The organism is Streptomyces sp. NPDC127100 (assembly GCF_042724095.1).
Taxonomy (GTDB): domain Bacteria; phylum Actinomycetota; class Actinomycetes; order Streptomycetales; family Streptomycetaceae; genus Streptomyces.
Window position 1 is genome coordinate 16,243 of record NZ_JBHXFL010000020.1, and the last position, 16,053, is coordinate 32,295.

Here is a 16,053-nt window from a genome sequence, read left to right on the forward strand (position 1 = left end):
CGGGCGCCGCCCGCGGTCGTCCGGGCCTTCCGGAGGATGCCGGTGGACGGTACGGCGCCACCGCGCGAGCACCCTTCTCGTCGCCGCGCAGGTGGGCCGGCATCCTGCTCGATGCTGCACGGGCCGTTCGCCGGTCACCAGGCAACCGACCGGCAATCGCTGTTGCTGGTGTAACTGCCGCCCCGCCCGCACGAGTTACCGGGCCCCTGCCTGGCACCGCCACGCGGCGGCGGTGAGGCTGGCGGTCGCCGGGCGCGACGCCCGCCCTCGGGCGGTCCGCCGAGCCCCGGGCATCCCGTGTCAGCACGACATCCCGGAGAGGACGAGCAGTTGGGAATCGGGGACCGAGGCCTGCTCGACTGGCTGGACGACGCGTCCGCCGAGCGCGGCCTGTACTACGCCAACCGCGGCGACGGCTGGGACTTCTGGTCCTACCGGGACCTGCGGGACCTGGTGCTGCGCACCGCCGCGGCCCTGCGGGCGCGGGGGGTCGGGGACGGTGACGTGGTGGCGCTGGTGCAGCGCTCCGGTCCCGGCTTCGTCGCGACCTTCTTCGGAGCACTGGCCGCGGGCGCCACGCCCTGCACCATCGCCCCGCCGTTCGCCTTCCAGCGGGCCGACGAGTACGAGCGGCACGCCGCGCACCTCCTCGGCACCGTGCGGCCCCGGATCGCCGTGTGCGACGAGGAGTCGCAGGAACGCGTCCGCAAGGTCGCCGCCGTGACCGACCTGCCGGAACCGGTGGTCTTCGACGAACTCGTCGCCGGTGCGGAGCCGTTGGAGGGCCCGCTGCCCCTGCCGGAGACCGCGCTGGTGCAGTTCACCTCGGGCTCCAGCGGCTTCTCCCGGGGCGTCCGGATCTCCGCCGAGGCCCTGCGCACCAACCTCACGGGGATGCGCCGCTGGCTGGGCTGCGCCCCGGAGCTCCCGGCGATCAGCTGGCTGCCGGTCCACCACGACATGGGCCTGGTCGGCTTCCTGCTCAACGTCGTCGTCACCGGCTTCGACGGGCACATGCTCCAGCCGGACGACTTCATCCGCTCGCCGCAGCGCTATCTGCGGCGCATCAGCGAGCAGCGCATCGCCATGACGGCCATGCCCAACTTCGGCCTCTCCTACATCCTGCGCCGCGTCCGCCCGGCCGACCTGGAGGGCCTGCGGTTCGACTCGCTGCGCTGCGTCATCATCGGCGCCGAACGCATCGACCCGAAGGTGCTGGACGACGTCCACGCCCTGCTCGGCCCGCACGGCCTCGACCGCGGCGCCCTGCTGCCCGCCTACGGCAGCGCGGAGGCGACCCTCGCCGTGACCGGACTGGCGCCCGGCGAGGGCTGGTCGACGCGCGAGCCGGACGAGGGCGACGCCGGCTCCCTCGCCGGCACGGTGGTCGTGGGCTGCGGCCGGCCGCTCGAGGACCGTACGGTCACCATCGTCTCCGAGGACGGGGACGCCCTGCCGGACGGGCAGGTCGGCGAGATCGTGGTCAGCGGCGTGTCCATCGCCGAGGGCTACGTCGGTGACGCCGGCACCGCGTCCGGCACCAGCATCGGCGACCGGCTGCGGACCGGCGACGCGGGATTCCTGCGCGACGGGCAGCTGTTCGTGATCGGCCGGCTCGGTGACGGCCTGAAGGTCAACGGCAAGATGGTGTTCGCCGAGAGCCTGGAGACGCTGCTGCACCAGCGCGGCATCCCCGAGCGCCGGGTCGCGGTGCTGCTCGGCGTCCGCGACGGCAGGCCGACCGGCGTGGCCGTCTTCGCGGGGGTCCAGGACGGCTGGCGGCGCGCCGCCCACGAGGTGCTGTCCGAGTGGCTGGGCGACGCCGAACTCCTCGCCGTCGAGGTTCCGCGCGGCGGCATCGCCGTCACCTCCAGCGGCAAGCCCAGGCGCCGGGTGATCTGGAAGGCGCTGTGCGGCGGGACGTACGAGGAGACCGTCCGGCCGCTGACGGCCGAGGACGACTGACGGAGAGAAACGGGCGGGGGCGATGCAGGGACGAGGTCCCTCCACCGCCCCCGCACCGTCGTACCCCGAGCCGGCCACGCCCCCGGCCGACCGCGGGGCCCCCTCGGCCCATTCGCCCGTGTACGGGCTTCACGCGGGGCGGCCGGTCTGCGGTCGGTTCCTCGCGGCTCCCGTGCACGTACGGGTTCCGTGCGGTTCGGCCGGGTCCGCGGGCCCCGCGCACGTAAGGGTTCCGTGCGGGTTGGCCGCTCTGCGGCCGGGTTCCTCGCGCCCGCGCACGCACCGGCTCCGCGCGGGACGGGCGGTCCGCGGCCAGGTCCCTGGCGTATCCGCGCACGCACGGGCTCGGCGCGGGACGGCTGCTCCACGGTCACGTTTCCGTGCACCCGTACCCCCGCGCCCCCACGGCCTCCCGGTGGAGGGTCCGGCCGCGGATCACGTGCCGGAACGCCACCGACCGCCCCGGCACGGTCCGGGGCGGTCGGTGGGGTCGCGCGGTGGCCGGCACGGCGGCCGCGGGTCAGCGGACCGCGGCCATCGTCTCCGCCCGCACCAGGTTCTCCGCGACCAGCAGTTCCTTCACCTTGTCCGACAGCATGCCGAGCTGCCGCAGCACGTGGATGACCTGCTGGAACAGCAGCTGCCGGTACGTGGCCATCATCGGGTTGCTCCGCGCGAACCGCACGCCCATCTCCACGTCCAGGTCCATGCGCTCCCACAGCTCCCGCAGCATGAACCGGCGCGACATCAGCCGGATCGCCTCCAGCAGGAAGTCCTCCCGGTCGCGCAGCTCCGCCGAGGTCACCTGCTGGTACATGCCGGTGAGCGCGGTGACGCCGAAGGCGATGTGCCGGGCCTCGTCGGCCGCCACCATCCGCGTGATCTGCCGGATCAGCGGATCACCGAAGCCGCTGCTGGCCAGTCGCAGCCCGGTGATGGCCAGGCCCTCCATGACCACCTGCATGCCGAGGTAGACGATGTCCCAGCGGGACTCCGACAGCACGTCGTGCAGCAGGGTCCCGAGGCCCGGGTTGACCGGGTACACCACCCCCAGCTTCTCGTCCATGTAGCGCGCGAACGCCTCCACGTGCCGCGCCTCGTCGGCGACCTGGGAGGCGGCGTAGGTCTTGGCGTCCATGTCGGGCACGGTCTCGACGAGCCGGGCCGTCGTCACCAGCGCACCCTGCTCCCCGTGGAGGAACTGGCTGCACATCCACGCCTGGTACTCCCACCGGAAGCGGGTGAGCAGCTCCGGCGGCACCGGGCTGCCCTCACCGACCACGAACGACGCGAGCTTCGCGCCGTTCTCCTCGGTCAGGTCGGAACCGAAGCGGACGTCGTAGTCCCAGTCGATGTCGGTCGTGGCGTTCCACTGGGAGGCCTTGTTCTTCTCGTACAGGCTCCATACACGGCTGTCTCGCTTGCCGTAGTCCCAGTTCAGGCAGGCCCGGGTGAGGCTCTCCACTTCCATCAGGTCCGCCTTGACGGATTCCAGGGTGAAGAACGTCGGGTCGGCCGCCTCGTCAGGAAGGGTGGTCATCGTGAAGGAGATCCCCTCAGGGCACATGAGCAGGATTGTCCCGTCGATCCTCACCGCCCGGTGCCCCCGCGGGCCAGGCAGACCCCGGGCAACTGGGCGGCAGAGGTGTTGCCGGTCGGTGTGCCTGGCACCGGTCGCCCCCGGCCGCCCACCATCGTCCCCGCGGGCCACCACCCGGAAACCGCCGGCCGACGAAGGAGCGGGATGCGAACCGATGCCGCTGCACGACCCACCCACCCCGCGCACACCCAGAAGCGCGGTGCGGGCAGTCCGTGGATCGTCGGCCGGGTGTCAGCACCCGACGCCCGTCTGAGGCTGATCTGCCTGCCGCAGGCGGGCGGAAGCGCAGCGTCGTTCGCGCCCTGGCGGCTCACCCCGCCGCCGGGCGTGGAGCTGGCCACCGTGGAACTGCCCGGCCGGGGCGTCCGCAGCGCCGAACCGCTGCCCGACACCCTGGAGGAGCTCGCCGACGCCGTGCTCGACGGCATCGCCGGTGAACTCCACGCCCCCTACGCCCTGTTCGGCCACAGCTTCGGCGCACTGGTCGGCTACGAACTCGCCGTCCGCATCCGCCGCCGCGGCCTCACCCCGCCCGCCGCGCTGCTGGTCTCCGCCTCCCGCGCCCCGCACGTCCGGGTGCTCCGGCGGGTCACCGACCGCGACGACGCGGGTCTGCTCACCTGGCTCGAGGGGTTCGGCGGCTTCCCGCCCGAACTGCACCGCTACCCCGCCTACCTGCGGTACGCCGTGCGCACGGTCCGCCGCGACCTGGCCCTGGCCGAGGCGTACACGGCCCCCGGCCCCGCACCCGCCGGCTGCCCCGTGCACGTGTTCGGCGGCGCCGACGACACCCTGGTGAGCCCGCAACGGCTGGAGGGCTGGCGGGAGTGCGCCGACGGCGAGTTCACCCTGCGGCTGCTGCCCGGCGGCCACGACTACCCGTTCACCCACGCCGCTCCCACGCTCGACGCCCTCGTGCGGACGCTCGGCCCGCTCGCCCGGCCGGCTCCCCGTCCCTGATCCGCCGGCCAGACCCCGCCCGGGCGAGCGCGTCGCCGTACGCGCCGCCGACCGCTTCCGGGAAGACCTCACAGTGAAGACCAACGCCGCCCCGCAGGACCCTCGGCCGTCGCAGCCGGCACCGCCCGCGCAGCCGACGCCGCAGAGCACCGTCCCCTCCCCGATCGAGGCCGCGCTGCCGCTCACCCCGCTGCAGGAGGGCATGCTCTTCCACGCCCTGTACGACCCCGACGGCGCGGACGTCTACACCGTCCAGGCACCCTTCGAACTGACCGGCGCTCTCGACGCCGACGCGCTCAGGGCCGCCTGCGCGGACACGCTCGCCGGGCACACCGCGCTGCGGGCCGGTTTCCGCGAGCGCACCGGCGGCCGGCCCGTGCAGCTGATCCGCCGCACCGCCACCACGGCCTGGACCTCGCTCGACCTCGCGGGCGAGGAGGACGCCGTCCGCGTCGAGAGGCTGGTCGCCTTCCTGGAGGACGAGCGGCGCCGGCGCTTCGACATGGCGGACCCGCCGCTGATCCGGTTCGCGCTCGTCCGGCTCGCCGAGGACCGGCACGCGTTCGTGCTGACGTACCACCACATCCTGCTGGACGGCTGGTCGGTGCCGCTCGTGCTGGAGGACCTGTTCACCCGGTACCACCACCACGCCGCGGGCGACGGCACCGTCACCGGCGCCCCCTTCACGCCCCTCGCCGACTACCTGCGCTGGCTGTCCCGGCAGGACCGGGCCGCCGCCGAACGGGCCTGGAGCGAGGCCCTGGCCGGACTGACCGAGCCGACGCTCGTCGCGCCCGGCGCCGCCGAGGCCGGCGACGGAACGCTGCCCGGACTGGTCCGCGTCACCCTGCCCGAGGACACCAGCCGCGCACTGGAACGGGCCGCGCGCCGGCACGGCCTCACCCTCAACTCCGTCGTCCAGGGCTCCTGGGCGCTGCTGCTGGCCCTGCTCACCGGGCGCGACGACGTGGTGTTCGGGCAGACCGTGCACGGACGCCCGGCCGGCCTGCCCGGCGCCGACCGGATCGTGGGCCTGCTGATGAACACCGTGCCCGTGCGGGCGCGGATCGACCCCGCGGAACCGCTGGCCGCGCTCTTCGCGCGGATCCAGGACGAGCAGCTCGCCCTCGCCCCGCACCAGCACCTCGGACTGACCGAGGTGCGGCGCCTGGCCGGCCACGGCACGCTGTTCGACACCGCCACCAGCTTCGGCGACGCGCCCCTGGGCTGGGACGCCCTCGGCGACGCCGTCCCCGGCCTGCGCGTCGCCCCCCTGCGCCAGACCGAGGGCGGGGACCGGGACGCCGCGGGCGCCGACGACGTCCCCGGCGGGCAGGAGGTCACCGGCGCCACGCACTACCCGCTCAGCGTCGTCGCCCTCGCCGGCCCCCGGCTGAGCCTCCACCTCAGCTACCGCAGGGACCTGTTCGACGACGACCGCGTGGAACTGGTCGCCTCCCGGCTGCGGCTGCTGCTCGACGGCTTCGCGCAGGACCCCACGACCCCCGTCGCCCGTCTGCCCCTGCTGACCGCACCGGAGCGCCGGAAGGTGCTCGACGGGTGGGGCCGCGGCTCCGGCACGTCCCCCGCGCCGGTACCGCTGACCCGACGGTTCGCCGAGCAGGTGCGCCGCACCCCGGACGCCCCGGCCGTGACCGACGCCGCACGCACGCTCACCTACCGGGAGCTGGACGACGCGGCCGGCCGGCTGGCCCGGCTCCTCACCGGACGGGGCGTCACCCGCGGCGACCTGGTGGCCGTCGTCCTGCCGCGCGGCACCGACCTGATCGTGGCACTGCTCGCCGCGCTGAAGGCCGGCGCCGGGTACGTGCCGGTCGACCCCGGCCACCCGGCGGAGCGCATCGCCTTCCTGCTCGACGACGCCGCACCCGCCGCCGTGGTCTGCGCCGACGCCGGCCACCCTGCCCTCGCCGGCCGTCCGTCGACGGTCCCGCTCGGCGACCCGGCCGTCCGGGCGGCGCTGGCCGCGTTCGACGGGCCCGCCCCCGACGCAGAGGTGCGGCCCGGGGACACCGCCTACGTCATCTACACCTCCGGCTCGACCGGCCGCCCCAAGGGCGTGGTCGTCGAGCACCGCACGGTCGACGGCTACCTCGCCTTCGCCCGCGCCGCCTACCCCGGACTGGCCGACCGGGCGCTGGTGCACTCGCCGCCGTCGTTCGACCTCACCGTCACCGGCATCCTCGGCCCCCTGACCGCGGGCGGCCTGGTCCACGTCGTCGACCTGACCGACGTCGACGCCCCGGCCGGCGCCGGGAACCCGCCGCCCGCCTTCGTCAAGGCCACCCCCAGCCACCTGCCGGTGCTCGTCGCCTCCTCCGACTGGTACTCGCCCACCGGGCAACTCGTCCTCGGCGGCGAGCAGCTCACCGGCGAGGCCCTGGCCGAGTGGCGCGCCGGCCACCCCGGCGTGACGGTCGTCAACGAGTACGGCCCGACCGAGGCGACCGTCGGCTGCATGGAGTACCGACTGGAGCCCGGCGACCCGCTGCCCCGAGGCGCGGTGCCCATCGGCGGCCCCGTGCCCGCCGCACGCCTCTACGTCCTCGACCCCTGGCTGCGCCCGGTCCCGCCCGGCGTCCCCGGCGAGCTGTACATCGGCGGCGACGTCCTGGCCCGGGGCTACGCCCGCCGCCCCGGCCTCACCGCGGCCCGCTTCGTCGCCGACCCGTTCGGTGAGCCGGGCGCCCGCATGTACCGCACCGGCGACCTCGCGTGGTGGCGGCCCGACGGCCTCATGGTCTACGCCGGACGCACCGACGACCAGGTCAAGATCCGCGGTCACCGGATCGAACTCGGCGAGGTCGAGGCGGTGATCGGCACCGACCCCGCGGCCGCCCGAGTGGCCGCCGCCGTGCGCGAGGACCGGCGCGGCACGCCCCGCCTGGTGGCGTACGTGGTGCCCGGCCCCGGAGGCGACCTGAGCGCCCTGGCCGACCGCGTCGCCGAACGGCTGCCTGCCTACATGGTGCCCTCGTCCTTCGTCCCGCTGACCGGGCTCCCGCTCACCCCCAACGGCAAGGTCGACCGAGCCGCCCTGCCCGCGCCCGAGCACGCCCCGGAGCCCGGGCGGCCCGCGCCCGCGCGGACCGCACCGGTAACCGGGCCGGCTCCCGCCCCGGACGGCGGTCCGGCCTCGACACTGGCGGGTCTGTTCGGTCAGGTGCTGGGGATGGAGGCGGTGGGGGTCGAGGACGACTTCTTTGGTCTCGGTGGTGACTCGATCACGGTGATCCAGCTGGTGGCGCGGGCGCGTGAGGCGGGGGTGCGGCTGACGCCGAAGCAGGTGTTCACGCACCGCACGTCCGCCGCCCTGGCCGCCTCCCTGGGAGAGACCGCACCGGCGAGGACCGAACCGGCCGCCTCGTCCTCCGTTCCGGACCACGGTGCCGCCGCGTCGTCGCTGGCGGGTCTGTTCGGTCAGGTGCTGGGGCTGGAGGCGGTGGGGGTCGAGGACGACTTCTTTGGTCTCGGCGGTGACTCGATCACGGTGATCCAGCTGGTGGCGCGGGCGCGCGAGGCGGGGGTGCGGCTGACGCCGAAGCAGGTGTTCACGCACCGCACGTCCGCCGCCCTGGCCGCCTCCCTGGCGGACACCGCGCCGCCGCGGACCGGACCGGAGAAGCCCACCGGCCCCCGGCCCAACGAGGCCACCTCCGCCCCGGCGCCCGCTGCCCCGGCGCCCGCTGCCCCGGCCCCCGCCGCCTCGCGGCCCGACGCCGCCGTCGTCCCCGCCACGCCCCTCATGCGGCGCCTGCACGCCCACGGCGGCGGCTACGACGCCTACCACCAGTCCACCCTGCTGCGCGTGCCGCCCGCCCTCGGCACCGACCGGCTGCGCGCCGCCGTGGACGCCGTCCTGGCCCGCCACCAGGCACTGCGCGGACGGCTGCGCGAGGACGGCTCCCTCGCCGTCGACCCGGCCCCCGGCACGATGCCCCCGGGCACCGTGCGGCGGGTCGACGTCACCGCCCCGGCCGCCGGCGACGAGGAGCTGCGCGACCGGATCGCCGCCTGCGCCGCGGAGGACGCCGACGCCCTCGCCCCGCGCGACGGCGCCATGCTGCGGGTCACCTGGTTCGACGCCGGGGACACCCGGCCGGGACGCCTGCTCGTCACCGTCCACCACCTCGCCGTCGACGCGGTGTCCTGGCACATCCTGCTCATGGACCTCTACACCGCCTGGCGCACCGCCGCGTCCGGCGCCCCGGTACGGCTCGGCCCCGTGCCGCTGCCGCTCGCCGAGTGGAGCGGCGCCCTGCACCGGGCGGCGCACACACCGGACGTCCTCGCCGAACTCCCGTACTGGCAGAAGACCCTGGACGCCGGCGGACTCGTCCTCACCGACGCGCCCCTGTCGCCGTCCCGGGACATCCAGGCCACCGCCGGCGAGCTGCGCCGCACCCTGCCCGAGGACCTGACCGGCAAGCTCCTCGCCACGGTGCCCACCGCGCTCGGCGCCCGGACGAACGAGGTGCTGCTCACCGCCCTCGCCCTCGCGATGGCCGCCCGGACCCGCCCGGGCCCCGGCGGCACCTCCGTCGTGATCGACGTCGAGGGCCACGGCCGCGAACCGCTCGAGCAGGACGCCGACCTGTCGGAGACCGTCGGCTGGCTCACCTCCCTGTACCCCGTCCGCCTCGACCCGCAGGTCCCCGGCTGGAGCCCCGACGACGCCGACCCGGCGTCCGACGACCGCCTCGGCGAGGCCGTGCGCCGGGTCACGGCCCAGCTCGGCCGAGTGCCGCGCAACGGCCTCGGCTACGGCCTGCTGCGCCACCTCAACCCCGCCACGGAGGCCGGCCTGGCCGGCCTCACGGCACCCCAGCTCTGCTTCAACTACCTGGGCCGGCAGAACGGTTCGGCGTCCGGGGACGAGGACTGGGGCGTCGCGCCCGAGTCCGGCGCCCTGCCGCTCGGTGCCGACCCGCGGATGCCGCTGACCCACGTCGCCGAGGTCGACGCCGCGGTCGAGGACGGTCCCGACGGCCCCCGGCTCGTCGCCCACTGGCGGTGGGCCCGGCGCCTGCTGACCGACTCCGAGGCGGCGGAACTGGCGGACCTGTGGTTCGCGGCCCTGCGCGCCCTCGTCGTCCACGCCACCGCGCTCCCGGCCCGCGCCGCACGGGACGACGCCGCCGAGCGGACCCGCCTGGCCGCCCGCATCGGAAGCCCCGTCGAGCAGCTCCTGCCGATGACACCCACCCAGGAGGGACTGCTCTTCCACGCCCGCTACGCCGGCGAGGACCTCGACGTCTACACCGTGCAGATCGCGATGGAGACCGAGGGCACCCTGGACGTCGAACGGTTCCGGCGGGCGTGCGACGCCCTGCTGCGCCGCCACCCGATGCTCCGTGCCGCCTTCGTCCAGCGGCGCTCGGGCGAGCCGGTGCAGGCCGTGGCGGAACACGTCCGGATGCCGTGGCGGGTCCACGACCTGACCGGACTGGACGGCGCCGAGCGGGACGCCCGCCGCGCCGCGCTCCTGGAGGCCGACCGGCACCGCCGCTTCGACCCCGCCGTGCCGCCCCTGATGCGCTGCACCGTGCTCGCGCTCGCCGAGGACCGGCACGAACTGGTGCTGGCCATGCACCACCTGCTCGCCGACGGCTGGTCCACCTCCCTGCTGCTGCGCGACCTCCTGGCACTCTTCGACGGCGACGGCGACGCCGGGGACCTGCCCGCTCCCGGCCGCTACCGCGACCACCTGGACTGGCTCGCCGCCCAGGACCGGGACGAGGCACGCACCGCCTGGACCGAGGCACTGACCGGCCTGCCCGGCCCCACCCTGGTGGGCCCCGGCCGCGACACCGCCCGCGTACGGGTCCTGCCCAGCACCCTCACCGTCGAGCTGTCCGAGACGGACACCGCCGCCCTGCTCGACGCGGCCCGCGGCCACGGCGTCACCCCCAACACCCTGCTCCGCGCGGTGTGGGCCCTGTGCCTGCACGACCTCACCGGGCGGCGGGACGTGGTCTTCGGCGCCGTCGTCTCCGGCCGGGAGGCCGACCTGCCGGACGTCGCCGAGACGGTCGGCATGTTCGTCAACACCGTGCCAGTACGGGTCCGCCTGAACGCCGACGAGCCGGTGACGGACCTGCTGCGCCGCCTGCAGGGCGAACAGGCCGTGCTGCTGCCGCACCAGCACCTCGCCCTGGCCGAGGTGCAGCGGGCCGTCGGGCGGGGCCCGCTGTTCGACAGCTGCGTGGTCTTCGAGAACTTCCCCCTGGCCCAGGCCCTCCCCAGCCCCGACGACGGCCTGCGCCTGGTCGGGCTGGCGGGCCACGACCCGTACCACTACCCGCTGAAGCTCATGGTCGCGCCCGGCAGCCGGCTCCGGCTGGAGATCGGCCACCGCGCCGACCTCCTCGACGCCGGGACCGGCGAGCGGGCCGCGGCCCGGCTGCGCGAGCTGCTCGTCGCCCTGCCGTCGGCGCTCACCGCCCCGACCGGGCGCTTCCTCCGCCCCTCCGACCCTTCCGCCGCCTCGCCGGACGCCGGCGTACAGCTCCTGTGCGACCTGGCCGCCGGCGTCCTCGGACGCACGGCCGTCGGCGCCGACGACGACGTGTTCGACCTCGGCTGCGACTCACTGACCGCGCTGCGCCTGGCCGGCCGCGTCGAGGCCGAACTGGACGTGGCCCTCGACGTCTCGGCCGTCTTCCGCCACCGCACACCCAGGGCCCTCGCCGCCGTGCTCACCGCACTACGGGCCGGCACCGACGCCGCACCACCCACCGGGAGAACGACATGACCAACCCCTTCGACAACGAGGACGGCACCTTCCACGTGCTCGTCAACGGCGAACGCCAGCACTGCCTCTGGCCCGCCTTCGCCCTGGTGCCGCCCGGCTGGGACGTCGTCCTCGCCGACAGCGACCGGCAGACCTGCCTGGACCACATCGAGCAGAACTGGACCGACATGCGCCCGGCGAGCCTCGCCGACGCCTGACCCGCCCAGCCGACGCACATTCCGCCCCGCCCCGCCCTCACAGACAGGTGACCGCACCCATGCACAACGACTCCGTGGTCGTCAACTCCTGGAACGAATGGGACCCGCTCGAGGAGATGGTCGTCGGCTCGGCCGACAACGCCTGCTTCGAACCGACCGAGCCAGGCAGCCGCCCCGCCATCCGCAACGCCCCCGACACGCCCTTCCCGACCGGCCCGAAGTCCAAGGAGGCGATCGACCTCGCCAACGAGGAGCTCCAGGGACTCGTCCGGCTCCTGGAGTCCCAGGGCGTCACGGTCCGCCGCCCCGCCCCGCACGACTTCACCCGCCCGGTCACCACGCCCGACTTCGAGGCCGAGAACCAGTACTGCGCGGTCTGCCCGCGGGACGTGATGATCACCCTCGGCAACGAGATCGTCGAGGCCACGATGTCCCGCCGGGCCCGCTACTTCGAGTACCAGCCGTACCGCAAACTGGTCTACGAGTACTGGAACGCCGACCCGCGCGTGCAGTGGACCACCGCGCCCAAGCCCTCGATGGCGGACGGCATGTACCGCGAGGACTTCTGGAACTGGCCGCTCGAGGAGCGGCACGAGCGCATGCACGCCTTCGAGTTCTGCGTCACGCAGGACGAGGTCGTCTTCGACGCCGCCGACATGAGCCGGCTCGGCCGGGACATCCTCGTGCAGGAGTCGATGACCACCAACCGGGCGGGCATCCGCTGGCTCAGGCAGCACCTGGAGCCGCGCGGCTTCCGCGTCCACACCGTGCACTTCCCGCTGGACTTCTTCCCCTCCCACATCGACTGCACCTTCGTACCGCTGCGTCCCGGCCTGATCCTCACCAATCCCGAGCGCCCGCTGCGCGAGGGCGAGGAGAAGATGTTCCTCGCCAACGACTGGGAACTGGTCGAGGCCCCGCAGCCGGTGCTGACCAACGACGAGATGCCGCTGTACTGCCAGTCCTCCAAGTGGCTGTCGATGAACGTGCTCAGCATCTCCCCGACCAAGGTCGTCTGCGAGGAGAACGAGAAGCCCCTCCAGGACCTGCTGGCCGACCGGGGCTTCGAGGTCTTCACGGTGCCCTTCCGGCACGTCTTCGAATACGGCGGCTCCCTGCACTGCGCCACCTGGGACGTCCGCCGCACGGGCACCCGCGAGGACTACTTCCCGAACCTGGACTACACCCCGCTGGTCTGACGAACGCCCACGGCCCCCCGTCCGCGGCGGCGGACGGGGGCCGTGGTGCCGTGGTGCCGGGCAGCCATGGCTACGCCCGCGTGCCGTCGCGCCCCAGGCGCAGGGCGGAGACGAGGAAGAAGACGCCGCCGAGGAAGGCGTACCCGGCCAGACTGCCCAGCGAGGCGCCGTCCTTGCCCGCCTGGGCGATGAACGAGGAGCCGGCGAGGGTGGAGATGGCGCCGCTGGCGATCATCGCCCACTGGCCGCCGAGCCGGCGCCGGACGGCGCCGACGACGAGCTGCACGATGCCCGCGGTGACGGCCCAGGCGCCCCAGACCCGCAGGACGGCGGGGACGCCGGAGGTGGCGGCGACGGCGAGGCCGACGCCGGTGAGGGCGCTGAGCGCGATGTTCACGTACAGGCCGCGCACCGGTTGGCCGTTCCCCTGGGCGGACCTGAGGTCGACGACCGCGCACGCCACGTCGAACAGGGGATAGATCACCAGCAGCGTGGCGGTGAGCGCGCCCAGTGTGCCGGCGGTCGCGAACAGCAGGGCGGCCCAGACGGCGGCGAAGGCGAAGCGCAGGAGGTACAGCCTGCGCAGGGCCGCGGGGACGCCGGTGGGGGCGGTGGCGGTGAGGGTGTCCATGGCAGAGGTCCTGCCGTAGCGGCTGAGGGAGAACGTTCGGTCTCATCGACATTCAAGGGCGGACGGTCAGCTGCTGTCAAGACCGAACGTTCTCCCTCAAGGGTGGGGTAGCCTGACCGCATGAGCGAGGCAGCAGGAGGCGGCAGCACATCGGCGGCGCGGGCACGGCTGCTCGGCGCGGCGACCAGGGTCTTCTACGCGGAGGGCATCCACTCCGTCGGCGTCGACCGGGTCATCGCGGAGGCACAGGTCACCCGCGCCACGCTGTACCGGCACTTCACGGGCAAGGAGGACCTCGTCCTCGCCTACCTCGACCAGGCCGACCGGGGAATCCGGGCGGGGGTGGAGGCCGCGCGGGTGGGCGAGCGGCCGGCGGCCGACCGGGTCCGGGCGGTCGGCCGGTTCATCACCGACGGCATCCAGAGCCCCGGGTTCCGCGGCTGCGCCTTCCTCAACGCGGCCGCCGAGTACCCCGACCCCGCCCACCCCGTCCACCGGGCCGTCCTGGCCCACCGTCAGTGGTTCCTGGACACCGTCACCGAGCTGCTGGCCCAGGTCGGCGACACTCCCGCCGACGAGGACGCACGGCGCTTCGTCATGCTCCGCGACGGCGCGATGGCCGCGGGCTGCCTCTTCGACCCGAAGCTGATCTCCGAGACCTTCCTGCTGGGCATCGAGGACATCCTGCGCACGCGCGAGGCGTGAACCGCCGGGCGGGGTACGCCCGTCGGTACCGTGGGACGCACGGATCCGCTCCGCTCGCCGGAGCCGTCCGGATCACGGACGACCGCGACGCGGGCGACTACGCCGCCGCACGCGGCAACCCGTTCAGGACACCGTCGCCCTCGTGCGCGAGGCGGCCGTGTCCGGGCGGACCCTTTGCACCGATACGCCGAATCCTGCACACCGAAGGGCGTCGCCTCCTCCTCGGTGGTCGCCGCCGGCTGACACATCCGGGGCGTCCCGGAGGGCGCCGAGCGGCTACTGGACCGACGGACCGGCGTCCATGGCGGACCAGGGGCACTCCTCAGAAGGTGCACGTCCTCCTCGACGGCCACCGCTACCACGCCACCCGCAGCACAACCGCATCGCGGCCGACTCCGCGAAGCGGGACGAGCTGCGGGCCGGGGGCGCCCTCGTCTTCCGAGGGCTGCTGCTGGTCGCGGGTCTCGCCACCCGCTGGGGCTGGCGCCTCAGGCCGGGAGGGCCGGGCAAGACGGTCTGGGCGGAGTGCGTGTTCGCAACTCCCATGTGAGCTTCGGGACCGAGGTGGTTCGCGGTGCATCTGCGGCCGGAGGACGTGTACGCCGCCCTGGCGCGAAGCGTCCCCTGGCGGACGTGGCGGTACGCGGCGCCGGAGTACCGCGCGGCGGTGACCGCACTGGCCGAGGCCCCGGCCGTGAAGGGCCCGCCCGCTGCCCCCCCCCCCCCCCGGGACCCGGCCCTGGCCGTCCCTCTCGCCGAGTGCGGTGTCCGGGTCGAGGGGGGGACGGTGCTGAACGACCTGCTCGCGGACCTCGGCACGCGGTCGCGCTGAGGCGCGTCCCCCGGCCGAGGCGGGCGCGGAGTTCCGCGCGTACCGACTGACACAGCCTCGTCACGCGCGTCCTCGTGCACCACCTCGCCTGGTGTCGGGACGCCGGCCTTCCTCGTGACCCCGAACGGTGACGGCGGCGTTCCTTCGAGTGAGGTGTATGCCGCCGCAGGGTGACGAGAGGCGACCGCCGGGTGACCGGCTCTGTGAGGGCGCGCACAGGGCTCACGTCACACAGGGCCCGGGTTAGTAGACGCCCGACGGCCGCTCGCCCTCCTGGGCGCCGGCCGTCCGGGGCCGTCACGCGGCCGGTCTGCGAAGCGGCGTAGTAGGTCACACACTTGTCACGGCGCCGGAGCGTTCCGCAGTCTGTTCGGCGTACCGGGGAGCCGAGCGCCGGGACCGGACGGGAAGAGCCCGTCCGTGACCCAGACACCGGCCCTGATGACGCGAAGCCGCGTCCAACGCGGACACCGCGTCGCCGACCCCCCGTCGGCCTCCCCATCACGTTCCCGAATGGAGAGGTACACCCGTGCACGCCATCATGCGCCGCCCCAGCATCCGTAAGTCCGCCGTGGCCTCCTTCGCCGCCGTGGGCGCCGCCGCCGTCACCCTCACCCTCGCCCCGAGCCCGGCGCACGCCGCCGAGCCGGCCAAGGCCACCACCGCGCAGACCCAGGCCCAGACCGACAAGATCGAGGCCATCGTCAAGGCCGGCGAGAAGAAGTACGGCAGCGACCTCGACGGCTGGATCCGCACCGCCCTGGACGTCATGGACGCCAAGAACATCCCGGGCACGTACGAGGGCCTGCACCGCAACATCATGCGCGAGTCGTCCGGCAACCCGAACGCGCAGAACAACTGGGACGTCAACGCCCAGAACGGCATCCCCTCGAAGGGCCTGCTCCAGACGATCCAGCCCACCTTCGACTACTACCACGTCAAGGGCACCAAGGACTCCATCACCGACCCGGTGGCCAACATCGTCGCCGCCTGCAACTACGCGGCCGACAAGTACGGCTCGATGGACAACGTCGACTCCGCCTACTGACCGGCGGACCCACGGACCGCCTGAGCCCCCGGGACAACCGGTCCCGCGCGGAGGCCGGCGGGGCTCAGGCAGCACGGCGGGGGGGGGGGGGCGGCCCCGCCAGCCGCGCCCCCCCGCGGCGGCGCCCCCCCCGCCCGCCAA

10 protein-coding genes and 1 pseudogene are annotated in these 16,053 nt (G+C 74.5%); 9 read left to right on the forward strand and 2 right to left on the reverse strand.

Features of this window, described 5'->3' with window-relative positions; translation table 11 throughout:
* Nucleotides 1-330: 330 nt before the first annotated feature.
* The gene (locus ACFWJB_RS19470) at nucleotides 331-1,965 is read left to right on the forward strand and encodes an AMP-binding protein (RefSeq protein ID WP_386923597.1); all 1,635 of its coding nucleotides are present in this window, start codon (nucleotides 331-333) and stop codon (nucleotides 1,963-1,965) included.
* 520 nt (nucleotides 1,966-2,485) lie between these two features.
* Here ACFWJB_RS19470 and ACFWJB_RS19475 read toward each other — a convergent pair.
* Nucleotides 2,486-3,505 (reverse strand): diiron oxygenase, encoded by a 1,020-nt coding sequence (locus ACFWJB_RS19475; RefSeq protein ID WP_385461280.1) that lies wholly within the window; start codon nucleotides 3,503-3,505, stop codon nucleotides 2,486-2,488.
* 204 nt (nucleotides 3,506-3,709) lie between these two features.
* Between ACFWJB_RS19475 and ACFWJB_RS19480 the strand changes: the two genes are divergently transcribed.
* The 4 genes from ACFWJB_RS19480 to ACFWJB_RS19495 all read left to right on the forward strand — a co-directional run bounded on the left by ACFWJB_RS19480 (nucleotide 3,710) and on the right by ACFWJB_RS19495 (nucleotide 12,696).
* A complete protein-coding gene (locus tag ACFWJB_RS19480; protein ID WP_386923599.1) occupies nucleotides 3,710-4,525 on the forward strand; it encodes a thioesterase II family protein in 816 nt (271 codons plus the stop codon).
* Nucleotides 4,526-4,598: 73 nt separating this feature from the next.
* The gene (locus ACFWJB_RS19485; RefSeq protein ID WP_386923601.1) at nucleotides 4,599-11,300 is read left to right on the forward strand and encodes an amino acid adenylation domain-containing protein; all 6,702 of its coding nucleotides are present in this window, start codon (nucleotides 4,599-4,601) and stop codon (nucleotides 11,298-11,300) included.
* Entirely contained in the window at nucleotides 11,297-11,497 is a 201-nt protein-coding gene (locus ACFWJB_RS19490; protein WP_385461288.1) for an MbtH family protein, read from the forward strand. Before ACFWJB_RS19485 ends, ACFWJB_RS19490 begins: the two co-directional genes overlap by 4 nt.
* A gap of 59 nt (nucleotides 11,498-11,556) precedes the next feature.
* Nucleotides 11,557-12,696, forward strand: coding sequence for a glycine amidinotransferase (locus tag ACFWJB_RS19495; protein ID WP_385461291.1), 1,140 nt, complete (start codon nucleotides 11,557-11,559; stop codon nucleotides 12,694-12,696).
* A 70-nt stretch (nucleotides 12,697-12,766) separates the two neighbouring features.
* Here the strand turns inward: ACFWJB_RS19495 and ACFWJB_RS19500 are convergent, their stop codons facing one another.
* Nucleotides 12,767-13,327: a hypothetical protein gene (locus tag ACFWJB_RS19500; RefSeq protein ID WP_385461294.1), complete on the reverse strand. Its 561-nt coding sequence runs from the start codon at nucleotides 13,325-13,327 to the stop codon at nucleotides 12,767-12,769.
* A gap of 120 nt (nucleotides 13,328-13,447) precedes the next feature.
* Here ACFWJB_RS19500 and ACFWJB_RS19505 point away from each other — a divergent pair, with 120 nt between their 5' ends.
* The 4 genes and pseudogenes from ACFWJB_RS19505 (at nucleotide 13,448) to ACFWJB_RS19520 (ending at nucleotide 15,912) form a co-directional block, all read left to right on the forward strand.
* Complete coding sequence (locus ACFWJB_RS19505; protein WP_386923604.1) at nucleotides 13,448-14,032, forward strand: TetR/AcrR family transcriptional regulator; 585 nt, start codon at nucleotides 13,448-13,450, stop codon at nucleotides 14,030-14,032.
* 439 nt (nucleotides 14,033-14,471) lie between these two features.
* Nucleotides 14,472-14,582: pseudogene (locus ACFWJB_RS19510) on the forward strand (ATP-binding protein); the annotation flags it as partial.
* Nucleotides 14,583-14,606: 24 nt separating this feature from the next.
* Nucleotides 14,607-14,864 (forward strand): DUF2399 domain-containing protein, encoded by a 258-nt coding sequence (locus tag ACFWJB_RS19515; protein WP_386923606.1) that lies wholly within the window; start codon nucleotides 14,607-14,609, stop codon nucleotides 14,862-14,864.
* Between the two features lie 529 nt (nucleotides 14,865-15,393).
* Nucleotides 15,394-15,912 (forward strand): transglycosylase SLT domain-containing protein, encoded by a 519-nt coding sequence (locus tag ACFWJB_RS19520; protein ID WP_385461300.1) that lies wholly within the window; start codon nucleotides 15,394-15,396, stop codon nucleotides 15,910-15,912.
* Nucleotides 15,913-16,053: the final 141 nt, after the last annotated feature.